Genomic DNA, 18,194 nt, shown 5'->3' on the forward strand with positions numbered 1-18,194 from the left:
GTATGCGATCCATGAACCCCACATACCCAAAGATATTTACCTCGTTTACCGTGGCATTTCTGGCGAGCAGTTCCACGGCAGTAAGGCTTCAAAGTCCTCTACCGACTCCGCATGCGGCAACCGCTCCAGTACATGGCGCAGCCACGTATAGGGCTCCTGGCCGTTGACCTTGGCGGTCTCGACCAGGCTGTAGATCTGAGCACTGGCCGTGGCGCCCTTGGGTGTATCACTGAACAGCCATGCCTTGCGCCCGATCACAAACGGTTTAATTGCACGCTCTGCCGGGTTGTTGTCGATCGGTAAAAAGCCAGCCTCCACGTAGCGCTCCAGCCGGCTCCAGTTGCTGGCCAGATAATTAACGGCCTTGCCAAGCACACTTTGCGGCGTCACCTGAGGCTGTGTTTTATCCATCCAGCTTTTCAACTGAGCCAGGATCGGCAGGCTCTTTTCATGACGCTCAATAAAACGCTGTTCATCGCTGACATCCTTGAGTTCGCGCTCAATGCCGTACAGCTTGTTGATCATCGCCAGCGCGATATCGGCACGTCCCGTCTTGCCCTTGGGCTGCACTTTTTGAGCATCGACGAACTTGCGCCGGGCATGGGCCATACACGCCAGACGCTCCACGCCCGGTTGTAACGCCAACGCGTTATATCCCGCGTAATCGTCGGTCATGACATAGCCGCGATAACTTTCCAGCAGGCGCAACGGCACATCCTGCGCACGGCTGGAGGTGTAGTCGAACAGCACGACTTTTCGATCCGGCGGCCCGCTGGCCTGTACCCACATCCAGGATTGGCTAGTCGGGTCTCGATCCGGTTCTTTAAGTACCTGGACGCGGGTTTCATCACAGTGAATGACGGGGCTTTCCAGCAACCGGTCGCGCATCAAATTCAACAGCGGCTGGAGGTGCTCGCCGCACTGGATGACCCAGCGGGCCAAGGTCTGGCGTGGAATATCGATGCCATGCCGGCTGAGTACCGTCTCGAAGCGGTGCAGCGGTAGGCCGTCGACATACTTGGTGGTCAGCAGCATCGCCAGCACGCTCGGGCTGGCCATGCTCTTCTCGATCAACTGAGCGGGTTTGTCTGCGGTGACCGGAGCCGTTTCACAACCGCGGCAACCGTAGACTTTGCGGATGTGTCTGATCACCCGGATCTGCATCGGCACGATGTCCAGCTGCTCGCTGGTTTCTTCATTGATCACATGCTTGCGGCAACCGCAGGCACAGGTCAGTTCGTGTTCAGGCAGTTCGTGGATGACTTCAATACGCGGCAGATCAGCCGACAGTGGCTTGCGCTTGCCACGGCGCGGAACTGGAGCAACGACTTCCTCATCGGCATCGCCGACGACGGGCATTGGTTCGCTTTCGGGTTCGTTGAATAAGGCCAGTTGCGGCGTGTTGGGCTCGACTGTTTGCTCGGATTTACGACCGAACAAACGGTCGCGTAACAACTTGATCTGTTCTTTCAGGTCAACAATATGCGTTTCGTAAGCCTGACCCACTTCCTGCTGGCGAGCGAGCGCGTCGAACGCATCAAGCAGCATTTGCTTGAGAAGTTCTGGGTCATCAGGAAGGTGTTCGGGCATCGAAATCATGCCCCGGATTATACCCGTCAGGCGACGAATCTTGGAGTCAAAACCTGATGAGGGCGATTGCGCCACAGGTCAAAACCGTCGAGCAACCAGTTCAATTCCTGAACAGTTAATACGATGGCTTCATCGGTAGCGTCGGGGGATGTTTTGAAGCGTTCGGATTCCAGGCGCTTGAGCCAAAGGCAGAAGCCGTTGCGCTCCCAGTAAAGGATTTTCACTCGATTACGGTGGCGATTCAGAAAGACGAAAAGTACAGGGTCGAACACCGCGACCTTGATATCCAGCTCGACCAAGGCGGCCAGGCCGTCGATGGATTTTCGGAAGTCCACGGCCTTGGGGTAGAGGTACACTTTTTCGACTTTAGCGTCGGGTCGCATCATGACGTGCTGGCTCCAGAGAGAAATCGGAGTACAGCTTCGGGGATCAACTGCTGGCTTTGAATGTGGGGTTCATGGAGCGGTTACNGCTTGAGCCAAAGGCAGAAGCCGTTGCGCTCCCAGTAAAGGATTTTCACTCGATTACGGTGGCGATTCAGAAAGACGAAAAGTACAGGGTCGAACACCGCGACCTTGATATCCAGCTCGACCAAGGCGGCCAGGCCGTCGATGGATTTTCGGAAGTCCACGGCCTTGGGGTAGAGGTACACTTTTTCGACTTTAGCGTCGGGTCGCATCATGACGTGCTGGCTCCAGAGAGAAATCGGAGTACAGCTTCGGGGATCAACTGCTGGCTTTGAATGTGGGGTTCATGGAGCGGTTACGTTATAGGCTTCGACACCGTCCAGCACACTTTTGGTGAACAACATCACACTCATTGCAATGCCCACCGGCGGAATCACCACGCTAACAACAGTGGCCGCAGCCTGCACCGCGCCGAACGACAGCTTGAAGATGATCTCGTCAAGGCTTTCGGTCTTTTCATCGACATCGGAAATCGTGCGAAGAATCACATCGTTATAGCTGCTGCCCAGGTCTATGACGCGACTGTCGCGTGGCAGAACCGGGGCCTCATTGAAGTTGCCAAGCTGTTCCAGATCGGTGATGTACGTACCCACCACCCGCTGATCCTTATTACGAACCCGGTCATAGAAATAGTTGCCGAATTTGAGTTTCTTGACGGCGGATACAAATTCCGAATGCGGACGAATCAGTCGGCCGTCAGGTGCTTCAGGCGTATACAGGAACTCCTCAATCCGATCACCAAAGACCAATCGGAAAACGAATACGCCGACCACCAGTCGGTCTTGCAAATACAACTTGAACATTGCGCTGAAGGGAACATGACGCGGTTCTTCAGTCATGGGACTCCTTCGTGTATCAATTTTTTCCAGGGCTTCAATCACCTTCAACAGTTCCCGATACTGCTCGTCAGTCAAACGACCGTTAAAACGTTCCTGCATCACCCCCACTTTCATTTGGCGGCGCTGGACTTCCAGGTGAACCATTCGTTTAAGCGCACCCTCGGGATGGCTACTATCTAAATGCTTCGAACGCAGCATTTCGATGTACTTTTCGCCCGGGCGCAGCGTACGCGACAAGCCGGCAATATCCCGGATATCAAGTGTGCTGATCGGCGGATGATCATGTTCCAGGGTAAATCGCGGATAGCTCCAAGGCGTTTGTTTTTCATTGGCGTAAAAATGCGTTTCGGTGCTGATCAGTTCGGTCAGCGTCATACCCAATTGCGGACTGACGGATACAAAGATGCGATCAGGATTGACCGTTGCCCGCTCCCCCCTGTCAGCCAGCACTTGCTCGATACGCTGTTTAATCAGATCGAAGCAGAACTGGCCGTAGGGAATGAAACCGCCCTCACGTGTGGCAATGACCTGCAAGGCCTTGAGTTCGCACCGAGTGCGGGCAAAGTTCTGGCGTTGAGCGTCGGAAGCCGTGCGATAACCGTAAGGTGTCCGGGACTCTTCCTCGGCCACTCGCCAGGCGCGAATGTTTTCAATGGTGGCAGTCAGGACTTCAGCGCCTTTGTAAGGCGATGCAACCAGGCTCACTCCTTTCCAGGTACTCGGTAGACGTTCGACCTGTTTCAGATAGGTGGCAATGGCTTCTCGATCCACAGCGTGGGACTGCCAGGTCAGGTAGTCCCGACCTTTGCCATCTTCTGTCCATTCGCCAACCCGCACGCCTACTCCTCGCAAATCCTGGCATTCGTACCAGTCCTGTCCACCTGGCGAGCCTGGCGCATACAGCAAGAAACCGTCCTGACCATCGCGTCTTGCGACCAGAATCAACTGCTGAAGCGCACGCGTGTTGTCGATGAGGCGCACCCCATCAATGGTGAATACCAGGTCGCCGTTCAAGGCAGAGAGAATCCGTGCGAAGTTCTTGTCGTTGATGTGCCCCTGATGGCGAGCAGCCAACGCACTCAGCAACAGGCGCTGGCTCATGACGTTCTTCAAGGCTTGCATGACTTCTTGACGCTGATACCGAGAACGAAACTGGGCACCGTAGGAAGCCTGGGCATCGTTGGTCATCATCTCTTCAAACCATTGCTGATTCAGCTCGGCGGGAAGTCCGTCACCCTTGAATACGAGTTTGGCCCTTTGCCCCTCCTCGTAAAGACCGTAGATGAACTGCTCGGTCAGGGTGCGAGTATCTTCCTGCTCGATCTCCCGCCCTCCTGCCTGGAATGTATAACGGGCATTACACACAATTTCATCGGCATCCAAGTCCTGGCCAAACTCCCATTTAATGTTCAGATTGGCGATACTACGGGCATAGTCTTTGAGCGAGCTGAAGTGCCCCAACTGTTTTTTCAACTCAGTCTCTCTCGCAACCAGCGATGCTTCATGCGCTAAATAGAGTTCGCGATCATACTGAGTTATTCCGTCCAGCCACGAGCGTATTGCGTTGGCAACCAACGTCTTTGCATTAAATAAACTATTCATATTCATCGTCCCTTGTTAACACGTTTATGCCTGACTTGGTGTCAAAGCACTTAGCGAGAACTTACTCCAGAACAATGCAAAGCAACACGAATCAAAAAGCACAAAATATTATAGACACCAACAACTTATTACCGGAAACAAAAACACACAAGAGCAAGCACATATAAACAAAATCAAATACAGGCAACTTTACGAGCACACACCTAACAACTTAGCCTTGGCCACAGCTTGCGTTCTGCGTTCAACCCCCAACTTCCCATTAATTCTACGGGCGTGAGTTTTTACTGTATGTAACGAGATGAACAATACATCGGCAATCTGTTGATTGGAGTTGCCCTGTGCGATCAACTTCAAAACTTCAAGTTCCCGCTTACTGAGGGGACTGGAACTGTGAGCCTCAACAGACAGTTCGGTGATCGACACCTGCGCTGCAGATGTACGCAGCCACTGGGGTTGTCGCAATTGCAACTCGCGCCACGCTTGCCGCCCTTGGCAACGGCTGATCATTTGCTCCCCTTCTTGCAAAGCTGCAGTGGCCAGATGCGATTCACCCTGAAGCCAGATCACTTCGGCCCGCGCCAGATGTATTTCAGCTTCGAGGGAGTACATACCGTTGGTGTGCGCATTGTCGATCAGAGTTTGAAGCAACGCTGCGGCGTTGCTGAGCTGTTGCAGATAAACCTCGGCCAGAATCAACAGATACTCAATCCGCGGAATAAGCTCCAGTGTTGCCGGGGGAGCCTGGCGAGCCTGCGGCCCACAATAATGACGCAATACCCGCGTCAGTGCCTCATGGGCCAGTTGCGGTCGCCCCTGCTGCAACCAGAACTGACTGCTGACTTGCAACAGGACGCCACGATAGACGGTCTCCGGAATTTGTCGCTGCTGCATCAGCCGTTCAGCATCGCGCAATTGGACAAACGCGTGGGTGTAATCACCCTGATTGGCCGCCAGTTGCGCGAGACCAAGAAATCCATATAACACACGCTTGTCGTGACTGCGCAGACACAACTCGAGACCGCGCTGAAAGCACTCGCGCGCGTGTTCATCCTGGCCCATGGTTAACGCCAGTCGCCCACGTCGCAAAGCGATACGCCCAAGCAACGGCGCGTGCCGGTCGGCCTGCTGGCAGAGCAGTTCATGTATGTTGAACAACAAACTCTCGGCGCGAGCCGGGGCGCCACGCTGCTCCAGCCATTGCGCATGATCAAGCTCCATCAGGCCCTCGAACACCAGCGAACCTTGCGCCCGCGCCAGGCACAGTGCCTCGCGGTTGTGGGCTTGCGCCACGTCGAGTTCGCCCCTTAGCAATGCCTGTTGCGTCAAACCGGACAAACACATCAGGCGCGCCGTCCAGCATTCGGGATCGAGCGCGCTCAACGCGTCAAGAAAGTGCGCGCGCGAAGCCTCCATTCGTCCCTGTAAATGCAGCAACCAACCCTGCAGGGCCTGCCAACGTGCAATCAGTTGACGCTGAAGCACCGCCGAGGGTTGAGGTGTGAAATGCGCCAAATGAGCGATACAGGCAGTCGCCTGTTCGAAACGTCCGGCGAATAACAGCGCAGCTGTAATCAATCCGACCAACTGCGGGCTGCCCAGCGTCAGTTCCTCGCCTTGCTGCTCATGCAAACGCAACAACAGCACCACCGTTTGCTCCTCGAACAAATGCTCGAAACTGAAGTGCTGCAACAGGCTGACCGCCACTTCGTATTCCTCGGCGAGCAATGCCTGTTCGAAGGCCGATTTCCAGTCCTGTTCGGTACAGAACCATTGGCAGGCACGCCGATGCCAGGAGCGTCCCGCCGGCCATTGCTCATCGCGCAACAACTGCGTGAACGGGGTGAATATCTGCAGCCAATCGGTGGAGTCCCCCCAAGGTTCGATAAAACAGCCCAGCGCTTGCAAGTTCCGCAAGTACTGAGCGCCCTCTCCGGCCCCGAACAGGTGATCGCACAGCCGGGCATTGAAGCGGGGTAAGTGGGCCAGCACGCGCCAGGCCTCGCTCAACTCAGGCGTCAGCGAGCTGAACAACTCATGCTCCAGGTAATCGAGCAAGGTGTCCGCCCGTCCCAGGGGTTTGTCCTGACGCGACCAGTCGCACTTGTGCAGCAATGCAATCCGCACACCGGCACACCAGCCGCCGGTGCGCTGGATGATCCGACTGGCCACCTTGCTGGCCTGCTCCGGTACCCAGGGCTGCACTATCTGCTCGACTTCACCTGGCGTGAAAGCCAGCGAAGTGCTTTCGCACTCGTACAACTCATCGTCGAGCAGCAACCTTGGCCAGTTGCAGGGCGGCCGGCGGCGAGTACCCAGCCACCAGGTCAGCATCGGGCTGCTGATCGCCAGGATGCGATCCAGTAACAGGTCCAGCTCCGGGTTTGGCAGACGGCAATAGTCATCGAGAAACAACCAGGTCGGCGTCTGCAATCGCGCCAGATAGCCCAGCAACTCTGTTTCAGTCGACGAGGCCTGCCCCAGCGTCTCTGCCAGACGCTGACGAAACTGCGCCGCACTCGACGCCACGCCAGACAATGGCAACCAATGCACCTGGCACTGGGTTGGCGCCTGCAACAGGCATTCGGCGAGCAACGCGCTCTTGCCACTGCCGGCGGGCGCGCAGAGCAATTTCACCCGTGCCGTGGAGGCCAGCAACGGCTCGGTCAAGCGAGCCCGAGACTGGTGATGAGTGGACAGACGGGGCAGGAATCCAGAACGGTCCAGACACGGGATCATGGCGGTCATTGCGGCGTGCCTTTTTATAATTGTCCGGCAACCCTAGCCCTCTCTAACCCGCTTGTTGAGAAGTATTCAGCACGCTGATTGGCAGCCATAAAAAAGGCGACCACCCGGTCGCCTTTTGTACTGTCGATGTATCAAAACCCTTACCGAACGCCCTCGGCGCGCAAGGCCGATGGCGTGTAGTCGGCGGCCTTGGCTTCGAAGCCGAATTCGAAACTGTGCTTCTCTTCGTTTTTCATTCCCAGGGCAATGTATCGGCCGGCAATGATGTCGTAGAGCGCTTCGAGGGTGTAGGCCTGGGTCTGGTGATCGTAGTAGTACTGGGCGTGACCCTCAGCCACCCGCCACAGCTGACCGCGACCGTCGTAGTGGTCCGCCAGCGCCACTTGCCAGCTGTCTTCGTCGAGGTACATGTGGCGTTTGGCGTAGATATGCCGTTCGCTCGGCTTGACCGTACCGATCACTTCCCAGACCCGGTGCAATTCATAGCGGGTCAGGTCCTGGTTGATGTGCCCGGCTTTCACAATGTCATCGTACTTGAGGCTCGGCGAGTCGAGTTTGTAGCTGTTGTAAGGGATGTACATTTCCTTCTTGCCGACCAGTTTCCAGTCGTAGCGATCCGGGGCGCCGGAGAACATGTCGAAGTTGTCGGACGTGCGCAGGCCATCAGCAGCAGTACCCGGCCCGTCATAAGCCACTTGCGGTGCGCGACGCACACGGCGCTGGCCGGCGTTGTAGATCCATGCCAGGCGCGGCTCTTTCACCTGATCGAGGGTTTCATGCACCAGCAGCACGTTACCCGCCAGACGCGCAGGTGCCGTCACCGATTGCTTGAAGAAGGTCAGCACGTTGGCGGCTTTTTCCGGGTCCAGCTCCTTCATCAGTTGCGGTACGGCGATCTCTTCCTCGAAGCGGATCGGCGTGTAGCTGCCGTTCGTTTGCGGGGTCACCTGAGTGATGATGCGGCGCAGGTTGCCGCCGTGATAGCGGGTGATGTGGTTCCACAGCACCTCGACGCCGGTCTTCGGAATCGGGAAGGCGTAGTAGCGGTTGCCGGTGAAGTTGGCCAGGCCGTTGCCGTCGTTGATGCTGTTCACGTTCAGCGCGCTGCGTTTGGCCGACTCGTAAATCTCCGGGGGTACGGCCACGGTGCGGTGGGTCGGGTAGACCGGGATCTTGTAGGTTTCCGGATAGCGCTTGAACATCGCCACCTGACCTTCCGACAATTTGTCTTTGTACTTATCGACTGTCGCGGCCGTGATGATAAACAGTGGTTTCTCGCTGGCGAACGGGTCAGCCAGGAAACCCTTGCTGTCCACCGCGCCGGCGTTTTTCGGGATACCACCAGTCCAGGCCGGGATCGAGCCGTCGGCGTTGCCGGCCTTCTCGGCCCCCAACGGGGTGAGGCTGGTGCCAAGCTTGTTGGCTTCTTCAGGCGAGACCGCCGCCATCACGTTGGCAGCCAACAGACTCAAGGCCAGGGCGCCGCATTGCAGAATCATCTTGCGCATTAAAATCATCCTTCTCAGCCAGATCAGAAGTTCACGCCGAAGCTCAGCGCCAGGAAGTCGCGGTCTTCCAGGGTGTTGTAGTCACCGCCGAAGAAATCGGTGTAACTGAGGCTCGCGGTATAGGTGTTGCGGTAGTCGGCATCGACGCCGACGCTAACCGCCTTGGCGCCTTCGTTGAACAGCCCGTTGGGACCGTAGCCGGCGACGTCGTGGGACCAGGACAGATTGGGCTTGAGGTTGATCCCGCCGATGACGTTGGCGTAATCGAGGATCGCCCGGGCGCGGTAGCCCCAGGAGGTCGAGGTGACGAAGCCGTCGGTATCGCCGCCAAAACCGTACTGGCCATAGACCGAGTCACGGCCGTAACGCAATTTGGTGCGCGACTCCAGACCACCGACGTGCACCACCGCCGCTTCGCCAACCAGGGTCAGCCGTTGAGCGCCCAGCACCTGATCGAAGAAGTGCGTCAGGGTGCTCTGCACCTGCGTCACTTCCTTGCGGCGGTAGCCTTTGTTGTCGGCACCTGGCGTGGTCGCGATAGGCGATGCCGCGCCGCCTGCGATCGGGTTGAGCAAGGCCAGGGTCAGGTCGTTGGTGTTGACTTGCACCGGGGCATTGGGGCGATAGCTGATCTCGCCGGTCCACGCCGTGCCGGTAGGCAAGGTGGTGGAAAAGCTCGCGCCGTAGAGACGAATGTCTTCCGGGTACTCAAGGTAATACTGGCCGCGTCCAAGCATCACACTCTGAGCCAGTGCAGACCCGGTACCGGGCGCGATTCTGTTGGCGGCACCGACGATGGCCGGGATCCGTGCCAGCGTTGTCAGGCCGGCAGTGGTGGTGCCGACCGTCGGGCTACGGCTGTGATAGTTCATGAAGTACAGGCCGTACTCGGTGTCGTCGCCGAGCCAGCGCAGCGCCGTCCCCCACTGCCCGGAGTCGCGGGCATCGCGGTCACCACCGCGCGGGACGATCACACCTTCCTGGCTGACCTCGAAGCCTTGGCCAAACGCTGCAGCGATCGGTTGCAACGGTGCAATCGCCGGGCTGGCAACGGTGTAGTTCTTGTTGCAACCGTCTGCCACCACGTCGTTACCGAAGAAGGTGCCGCAGTTGTCGACGACAGTCTGATCCCACTCCAGTTGATAGAAACCTTCCACCGAGAGTTGGTCGGTCAGGCTTTGGGAGGCGAACAGCATGTTCACCGGAATCAGGCCTTCCTTGATTTCGGCGCCGGGACGGCGGAACGCTGAAACGTCGATCGGGTTGATGCTGTTGATCGAGTTGCCGATGAAGGTACTTTCACCCCAACTCACCACCTGCTTGCCGGCGCGCACAGTGCCCGGCAGATCGGCGATGGAATAGTTGTGATAGACGAAGGCGTCGAGAAGTTGTGCTCCGGAGGACTTGGCGCCTTCTTTACGGCCGCTGTCACTGATCGGTTTGAACTCGCGGTCCTCGTCCTTGAGTTCGAAGTCGTACCAGTACTTGCCACGCACGAACACCCCGGTGTCGCCGTACTTCAATTCGAGGTCATGAATACCTTTGAAGATCTTGGAGAAGGTTTCGCCCTTCTTGAAGTTCAGCCGCCCGTCATCCCCGGTCGAAGACTGGCCGGTCCCGCCATTGACGATGCCCACCAGGGATTTGTCGGCATCGCGCATGCCCCAGCTCGCGCCGATGGACAGCGAAGAGTCAAAGGTCCCCTCGATTTCCCCGATGTTGAATGAAACAGCCTGCGCCTGGGCGCAGCAACCCAAGGCAACCGCAGCGGCCAGCGCTTGCGGCGTGAAGATGGCGCGCATTGTTGTTTTTGTCATGCGTCTTCCCCGGTGAGTGACAGAAGGCCACACCCTACTGCCGCAGGTTGGGAGCGATAAGCGCACCAAGGAGGTATTCGCGATGTACCTCCAAAGGATGAATGCCCGCATGGGACGGGGATTTGCGCGGGTTATGGATGGGCTGGATGGGGGGTTATCAACGTCGCGCATGGCGTGTAGGCGGGGTCTGTCAGCACTGTTACTCATGCTGCAACAGTTCATGTCGTGAATTGCTATTTTTCCTTTGGGCTCAAGCGCTTATTCTTGCCGGGCTTTCACGGCAATCGGGCCGAAAAGCAGGAAGCAATGGCGAGTGTCCCGTCCACGCCATTGGTGACAGATTTCAGAGGAGTTGAAGGTTTTCGACTCATCGCCCCGTGTTCACTGACGTTGATTTATTGCTCCTTGATCAATCGTCTTACTTTGGCCGCTGCGTTTGCAGCGGCCTTTTTTATGCCTGTTGAAAAACCGAACGCCCCCCCTTCCGAGAAACTTCCGGAAACGACATGGGAAATTTCTTCTTGAACAGAAGCATTTACTCTCGATCGTTTTAGCCAGCCGAAAGTTCACTCAATCTCATACGTATTTACTTACAGCCTTACCAGAATCATGAACCAAAATTTTGCTGTAACTTGAAACATATCGACTACTTGCTGGCAAAAGTGAGTCGATGCCAACCGAATAATTTCCAACCATTCCATTCAACAAGCACATTCAAAAGGATATGAATATGCAAAAGCCTCCAACATGGGAGTTGACTGAAGCTGTTCACACGACTGCAATTGCACCGTTACACAATCCGATCCCATATGGAACTTCATCGGTCATTCCCCCTAGCGGTATGTTTGGCCCTCACAACTTTGGCCCCAATCATATTGTTATTGCCAACTCACATAAAATAGACGCCACCAAAAAGTCACTAGAGCAGGAATATCAAACCCGCATCAATCAACTACCACAGACTATCGAACAAGAACTGGCTGCCACAAGACTGGAAGGTCCGACTCATCCGCTCCCTCCCGCAGACGCGATCATTCGTGAACTAGGCGTTCGTAACATTCTTTTGAGCCGAAAGACCGCTGAATTCCATCAGAAAACAGCCCTCGCCAATCAGTTTTATGGCGGTGACCCGCTGAACCGAAGCTTGATTGAGTTCTATCAAAAGGCATCGACCATGGGACAACGGGTCATGCCCGATGGTATTGCAATGCAAGCATGGACGGCCTCATACCGTGCTGCTCACGAGGCCTGGCTGCTGGCGCAGTCCATTCAGATACTGAACCAGCAACAAGTGCAGGTACTCAATCGGCTGGCCGCCGTGCAGGCCAATGATCAAGCGCAAGCGGCAGCGGCGGAAGCCCAACGAGTAGCTGCCGAGCGCGCCCGGATCGCAGCTGAACAGCAACGTCTGAACGAAATCGCTGACGCGGCACGCCGAGAACAAGAACAAGTTCGAAGGCGCGAACAAGATCGGCTTGCAGCGCTGGCAGAAACCAAACGATTGGCCGTCGAGCAAGCTCGAATGGCTGCCGACAAGGCACACCGAGAGGCACAACTTAAAGCGCTGGCTGATTTTCAGGCTCGGAATCAGGCTCAAGAAAAAGCACGAATCGCTACATTGAAAACAGCGCTGGCCGAGGCTGAAGCTAATGCAGAAGCAGCCGCACAGCATTTCGCAGCCGAGCAGGCTCGTCTCCAAGCCGAAATGGAACAGCGAATCGAGCAGATACAAAAGCAACTGCAAACAGAAAGACAGAGTCTGGAGACTCGCAGGAAAGTCATTGATACAGCTACTGCCGTGGCTCAACGCCAAGCTCAACTGACGAATCTGAAGATACAGCAGCAAAAGGAAAAGCAGGCGCAAGAGCGCGAGCGGCAACAGGCTCATCTGGCGGCAGAGGCTGATACCCAACGACAACTCGAGCAGGCACGCCTCCTGGCGCAATGGCGAGAGGAAACAGAGGATCGGTGGCAAAGCCCCACGTTTGCCAATGTCGGTTCGATGTCGGCATTCGGCCCAACGTTTACCGGCACACTCGGAACTGTCGGCGTTAGTCCAGCGACCTCCTTGGCGCTCAGGACCGCGCTACGTGCAGCGGTATCCGCGGCTATCGCAGCACTCGCGTCAATAGCAACGCCAGTCCTGGTCGGGTTCGCCGCTCTATTGGCTCCCTCAAGGCTGGGTAACGGTGATCTTTTCTCCATAAGTGTTCCGCTGTCAGAACTCGCTCCTGATTCAACGCCCGATCTGTATGAACTGGCAGCCGTCGGAGGGGAAATCGACCTGCCGGTGAGACTCGGCTCGAGGACGATAGGCAATAGCGTAGAGATTGTCGTTGTTGCCACTGACGGAGTGACAGTACCCGCCAGTGTGCCGGTAAGGCTTGCTCACTTTGACGCGCGCAAGAATGTTTACGTTTCCGGCAGCACCGTCTCCAACGGTCCCGTCATCACCTGGACGCCGCTGGTAGAACCGCAGGATCCTTCAACAGAATTTCCGCTGATCGACACTGACCTGCCGATCTATGAAGGCGCTACTGTCACCCCAGGCGCGGGACGAATCGATCCGTTTCCGGAGCTGGATCGCTACGGATTTGGTGGTTTCATCACCGTCTTCCCGATCGAATCCGGGATCCCTCCGACATTCACGGTGTTCAGGGATCGGAGGCAAGATCCCGGTGTCGCCAGCGGCGCTGGACAACCAGTTTCAGGAAATTGGCTGGGGGCAGCCTCGACGGGAGAAGGAGCAGCGATTCCGACGCAGATAGCGGATAAATTTCGAGGGCGGGAGTTTTCGAGTTTTAAATCATTTCGCAGGGCGTTTTGGAAGGCGGTATCTGCCGACCCTGAACTAAGCTCACAGCTATTCCAGCTCAGCAAAATTGAAACTAAAAAAGGGCTTGCTGCAAGAGCAGACATCGCGGATCACGTCGGAAAAAAGAGAAAATACGACCTTCACCATGTAATACCGATTAGTGAGGGAGGAGCAGTCTACGACATCGATAACCTTCGGGTACTGACACCGAAGCAGCATATTAAAACTCACTCCAGAAAACAGGAGCTTTAAAATGAACTTAAAAAACAAGCTCGAAGACTACACAGAATCTGAATTCAAGGATCTTATATTTCGCTTATTCAAGGGTGATTATTCATCAGAAGAAGAGCTAGAGGAGATCGTTGAGAACATCGTAAACACATCTGAACATCCCAACGGATCAAACATACTGTACTTTCCCGAGGAAGGGGTTGAGGACAGTCCCGACGGGGTGCTGAGCACCATCAAGCAGTGGCGAGCCGCTAACGGCAAGCCAGGCTTCAAGCCTGAATAATCAAACGAGTCGGGGCAAGAACATGTTCTTGCCCTCTGAGGCATAGAAAGTCAAACGGTACGTTAAGCAGATCAGTGAAAGCGGCTCGGCCTACGACATAGACAAACTTCGTGCATCGACACCAAAGCCGCACATCCAAACTCACTAAAAAAGAGCCATGGAGATTAAACATGATTTTAAAAAACAAGTTTGAAGATTACACAGAGCACGAATACCTAATCCTTGTAGGCTCGTTATTTGAAGGAGACTACTCATCAGAGGATGAGCATGATGCAATTGTAGAAAACATAGTACTCACGTCAGAACACCCCGACGGCACAGGCGTTTTATATGACCCAAGAGAGGGTATCGAAGACAATCCAAACGGAGTAATAAACGCAATAAAACAATGGCGATTAATCAACGGAAAACCGGGATTCAAAACTGAAATAAAGTAATCCAAACAAAGAAGCAAGCATTCGTGCTTGCTTCTTATACTGCACATTTACAGCCAGTCCTTATGCAAACTCGCGAGACTTCCTACCACCTACACATTTCTCGGAAAGCGACTACATAGTTTTGTAATCACGCGAAGCGTCCCAGCGATTAAGGTTAATCACAAGTCAGCCACTCGTTTAAAACCTTGCTGACTTCAACCTAATTCACTGCGAGCATTCTTTCCATGAAACCCATTGATTACAACAAGTACCGCGCCACTAAAAGCTTCAACACCCGCGTACGCTTTCTAATCTTCCACTATACAGCCGGTAACTTCTCCAGCTCAGTCAATGCACTCACCGGCCCGAATGTCAGCGCCCACTATCTGGTTCCCGACATCACCGATCCGAGCTACTTGAAAGCAGGTTATACCGGGCAGGAAGTCTTCAACCTCGTCGACGAAACCAAGCGCGCGTGGCACGCGGGGGTCAGTCACTGGGGCAACAGAAGCAATCTGAACGACACGTCTATCGGTGTTGAAATCGTCAACCTAGCAACGTTTAGCCAAGGGGTTTTCAACTTTCCGCCGTATCAGCCAGAACAAATTGCCGCCATTGAAGAGTTGGCGTTAAACATCCTTGAGCGTTACCCGGATATCAGCCCGACCCTTGTTCTGGGGCACTCGGATATTGCGGTCGGTCGCAAGAGTGACCCAGGGCCGAAATTTCCCTGGCATGCCCTTTACTTGAAAGGCGTCGGTGCCTGGTTCGACGATGCCACCCGAGATACCTATCTGCAGCAATATTGCGAGACCGGCATTCCAGCCCGATCCGAATTGCTCAAACTGTTCAAGACTTACGGGTATGACGTTTCCGATGCGTCGACCGAACAAGGCTTCACACACCTTGTTCGGGCCTTTCAGCTGCACTTTCGCCCGAACACGTACGACGGGATCATGGATGCGCAAACGGCCGCGAATCTGGCGGCATTGGTTCACAAGTATTTTCCTTGAAGACCGCTGCAAACCAGATGTCGGGGGCGACTATCCAGAACCGGCAAGGTCAAGCACGGTGACCTTGCCGGCTTCCATCAAAGCGAATATTTCTGCAAATTCGCCATCATTTCCTTCAGCGCTTCAAGGTTGTCCTGCGGATGCGCCGCGCCTTCGAAATCGCAGATCTGTTGCCAATGCGCCGCCACATCTTCCGGCGAGAACCCAATCCGCGGATCAAACCCCGCGCCGAGGCTTCGTTCCCAGCGCACCTTGCCCATCCAGCCGCCACCGACTTCAAACAGCCCGGAGGTTTCCTGGCTGTTCTCGCTGGCGAGGTACACCACCAGCGGGCTGACCAGTTCCGGTTTGAGTTGTTCGAAGACTTGCGGCGGGATCAGGCCTTCGGTCATGCGGGTGCCGCCGGTGGGGGCGATGGCGTTGACCAGGATGTTGTTCTTGCGACCTTCGATGGCCAGGGTGCGGGTCAGGCCGTAGAGGCCGAGTTTGGCCATGCCGTAGTTGGACTGACCGAAGTTGCCGTAAATGCCCGAGGTCGAAGCGGTGAAGATGATGCGGCCGTAGTTTTGCTCGCGCAGGTGCGGCCAGGCGGCGCGGGTGACTTTGTAGGCGCCTTCGACGTGGACGCGGTAAACCAGGTCCCAGTCGCCGTCTTCCATTTTGTGGAAGGTCTTGTCCCGCAGGATCCCGGCGTTGTTGACCACTACATCGACACGGCCGAAGGTGTCCAAGGCGTTCTGAACGATTTTGTCGCCGTCGGTGACGGAGTCATGGTTGGCCTCGGCGATGCCACCGGCCTCACGAATTTCGGCCACCACCCGGTCGGCCGCCGAAGCGTTTGCACCTTCGCCCTGAGCCGAACCGCCGAGATCGTTGACCAGCACTTTGGCGCCCTGTTTGGCGAACAGCAGCGCGTGGGCCCGGCCCAGGCCGCCGCCTGCACCCGTGATGATCACGACTTTATCTTCGAAGCGCACAGACTCATTCATTGGGGGGACTCCAGCAGGCCAGGGGACAATGAGTCCGAGTGTCAGGCACGGCGATGCGGGTCACAATGAACTGGGGTGAGGCTGAATGTTGCGTGATAAGGCAGCGGGATAATCAGGAACAGGCGACCTTGCGCGGCGGTGAAACCAGCTGATCGCGAAACTCCAGATAATGCTTGAGCACCTGCCCCGGCGCCTCGGTTTGAGGGTAGTGGCCAATACCGGGCAACAAGACCGTGTCCGGGTTCGGGATCAGTTCCCGATAACGCTCGACCATGTGCGCGCCGGAGATCGGATCGACCTCACCATCGATCACCCGCAACGGCACTTCACCACGCTGCATCGCGCTGACCCAACGCTCGCGCTGGGCACGCCGCTCAGGGATGTAGGCGATCAATTTGTGCATGATCCGTGGCCCGTGATTGCTCTCGATCAAGCTCCAGAAATCGTCCATCTCGCTCTCGGTGGGGCGGCTCTGGGGGCCGAAGATCTGCCGGAAACTCTTCACCAGACCGTCACGGGAAAAGGCTCGCCCGATCATCCAGCCCAAGGGGCTGAGCAGGAGTTTTTGCATCAGTATCGGGCGATGGGTTTCGGGAAACAGGCCGCCATTGAGGAACACACAACTGGCGATATGAATGCGCGCTTCGTAATGCCGGGCCAACAGTTCCTGAGCCACGCTGTCGCCATAATCGTGGGCCAACAGGTGCACCGGCTGCTCGACCTTCAGGTGTGCCAGCAAGGCCTGTTGCAGATCGGCCTGCTCCAGCAGGCTGTATTCGTGGTCCACCGGTTTGGCGGAGTCGCCAAAGCCGAGCATGTCGCAGGCAATCACCCGATAGCGCTGGGTCAGTGGCTGCCACAGGAAATGCCAGTCCCAACTGGCGGTCGGGAAGCCATGAATGAGCAACAGTGGCTCACCCTGCCCCGCCGTCCAGTAACGGATGGTCTGGCCACGGAAGACGAACGTCTGGCCGCGTTTGCGCCAGACACACAGGGGGATCTCGGCGAGAGGCATTAGAGTTTATAACCCGGGTCTTGTTTATCGAGTTTGCGCAGCATCGCTGGCCAGGCCAGTGCGCCGCCCATCCCTTGAGCACTTTTGGTGACGCCGGCGATCATCGCCTTGGCGCCCGCCAGAATCTGCGGTTCGATGGCGATCAACTCGGCGCCACCGTTCTGCGCCAGCACCTGGATATCGCAGGCGCGCTGGAAGGTGAACATCATCAGGAATGTGTCGGCGATGGTGCCGCCGCAGGTCAGCAGACCGTGGTTGTGCAGCATCAGGAAATTGTTTTCGCCGAGATCGGCTTGCAGCCGCGCTTTCTCTTCATGGTTAAGCGCAACACCTTCGTAGGCGTGATAAGCCAGGCTGGACAGGACAAACAACGATTGTTGGCTGATCGGCAAAATGCCTTGTTTCTGCGCCGACACGGCGACACCGGCAGCGGTGTGGGTGTGCAGCACGCAGACGACATCGTGACGAACCTCGTGCACCGCGCTGTGGATGGTGTAACCGGCCGGGTTGATCTCGTAAGGGCTGTCCATCAGCTTGTTGCCGGCCTGATCGACCTTGACCAGGCTGGACGCAGTAATCTCGTGGAACATCAGCCCGAACGGGTTGATCAGAAAGTCTTCGGTACCGGGGACCTTGGCCGAGATGTGGGTAAAAATCAGGTCATCCCAGCCATGCAGGGCGACCAGACGATAGCAGGCGGCAAGATCGACGCGGGTTTGCCACTCGGCGGCGCTGACCTGGTCTTTGACACTGTGTGGCGATTGGACGGGGGCTACGTACACGGCAAGGAACCTCTAATTTTTATTCTTGGGGTTTCTATTGTTTACCGACGTTACAACAGTCTAGTCACGCCCCGGGAATCGT

General features: G+C 56.2%; 14 protein-coding genes. 4 read left to right on the plus strand and 10 right to left on the minus strand.

All coding sequences use genetic code 11. The features are described 5' to 3' along the window. Positions 1-45: 45 nt before the first annotated feature. The 7 genes from tnpC to EAH74_RS23660 all read right to left on the minus strand — a co-directional run bounded on the left by tnpC (position 46) and on the right by EAH74_RS23660 (position 10,568). Complete coding sequence (gene tnpC / locus EAH74_RS23630; protein ID WP_140681475.1) at positions 46-1,599, minus strand: IS66 family transposase; 1,554 nt, start codon at positions 1,597-1,599, stop codon at positions 46-48. Positions 1,600-1,616: 17 nt separating this feature from the next. Continuing rightward, positions 1,617-1,976: an IS66 family insertion sequence element accessory protein TnpB gene (gene tnpB / locus EAH74_RS23635; RefSeq protein WP_240050551.1), complete on the minus strand. Its 360-nt coding sequence runs from the start codon at positions 1,974-1,976 to the stop codon at positions 1,617-1,619. Between the two features lie 80 nt (positions 1,977-2,056). Beyond that, positions 2,057-2,272: an IS66 family insertion sequence element accessory protein TnpB gene (gene tnpB, locus EAH74_RS23640; RefSeq protein WP_240050552.1), complete on the minus strand. Its 216-nt coding sequence runs from the start codon at positions 2,270-2,272 to the stop codon at positions 2,057-2,059. A gap of 69 nt (positions 2,273-2,341) precedes the next feature. Then, positions 2,342-4,498, minus strand: a complete 2,157-nt coding sequence (locus tag EAH74_RS23645) for a dermonecrotic toxin domain-containing protein (RefSeq protein ID WP_193560149.1) — start codon at positions 4,496-4,498, stop codon at positions 2,342-2,344. A 189-nt stretch (positions 4,499-4,687) separates the two neighbouring features. After that, a complete protein-coding gene (locus EAH74_RS23650) occupies positions 4,688-7,243 on the minus strand; it encodes a LuxR C-terminal-related transcriptional regulator (RefSeq protein WP_140681477.1) in 2,556 nt (851 codons plus the stop codon). Positions 7,244-7,383: 140 nt separating this feature from the next. Next, the gene (locus EAH74_RS23655; protein ID WP_140681479.1) at positions 7,384-8,751 is read right to left on the minus strand and encodes a DUF1329 domain-containing protein; all 1,368 of its coding nucleotides are present in this window, start codon (positions 8,749-8,751) and stop codon (positions 7,384-7,386) included. Between the two features lie 23 nt (positions 8,752-8,774). Next, positions 8,775-10,568, minus strand: coding sequence for a DUF1302 domain-containing protein (locus tag EAH74_RS23660; protein ID WP_140681481.1), 1,794 nt, complete (start codon positions 10,566-10,568; stop codon positions 8,775-8,777). Between the two features lie 724 nt (positions 10,569-11,292). On the opposite strand from EAH74_RS23660, the gene EAH74_RS23665 reads away from it, so the two are divergent. From EAH74_RS23665 to EAH74_RS23680, 4 genes are all read left to right on the plus strand, one after another. Further along, complete coding sequence (locus EAH74_RS23665; protein WP_240050553.1) at positions 11,293-13,635, plus strand: S-type pyocin domain-containing protein; 2,343 nt, start codon at positions 11,293-11,295, stop codon at positions 13,633-13,635. 1 nt (position 13,636) lies between these two features. Continuing rightward, complete coding sequence (locus EAH74_RS23670) at positions 13,637-13,897, plus strand: bacteriocin immunity protein (protein ID WP_140681483.1); 261 nt, start codon at positions 13,637-13,639, stop codon at positions 13,895-13,897. A 170-nt stretch (positions 13,898-14,067) separates the two neighbouring features. Next, a complete protein-coding gene (locus tag EAH74_RS23675) occupies positions 14,068-14,334 on the plus strand; it encodes a bacteriocin immunity protein (protein WP_140681484.1) in 267 nt (88 codons plus the stop codon). A gap of 224 nt (positions 14,335-14,558) precedes the next feature. Continuing rightward, a complete protein-coding gene (locus tag EAH74_RS23680; RefSeq protein WP_140681486.1) occupies positions 14,559-15,326 on the plus strand; it encodes an N-acetylmuramoyl-L-alanine amidase in 768 nt (255 codons plus the stop codon). A gap of 77 nt (positions 15,327-15,403) precedes the next feature. On the opposite strand, the gene EAH74_RS23685 is transcribed toward EAH74_RS23680, so the two are convergent. The 3 genes from EAH74_RS23685 to EAH74_RS23695 form a co-directional block, all read right to left on the minus strand. Next, positions 15,404-16,315, minus strand: coding sequence for an SDR family oxidoreductase (locus EAH74_RS23685; protein WP_140681488.1), 912 nt, complete (start codon positions 16,313-16,315; stop codon positions 15,404-15,406). 112 nt (positions 16,316-16,427) lie between these two features. After that, a complete protein-coding gene (locus tag EAH74_RS23690) occupies positions 16,428-17,330 on the minus strand; it encodes an alpha/beta fold hydrolase (protein WP_140681490.1) in 903 nt (300 codons plus the stop codon). Continuing rightward, positions 17,330-18,112 (minus strand): class II aldolase/adducin family protein, encoded by a 783-nt coding sequence (locus EAH74_RS23695; protein ID WP_140681492.1) that lies wholly within the window; start codon positions 18,110-18,112, stop codon positions 17,330-17,332. The genes EAH74_RS23690 and EAH74_RS23695 overlap by 1 nt, the downstream gene beginning before the upstream one ends. Positions 18,113-18,194 lie beyond the last annotated feature (82 nt).

Source organism: Pseudomonas mandelii, assembly GCF_006438925.1.
In the GTDB taxonomy this organism is placed as follows: Bacteria; Pseudomonadota; Gammaproteobacteria; order Pseudomonadales; family Pseudomonadaceae; genus Aquipseudomonas; species Aquipseudomonas mandelii_C.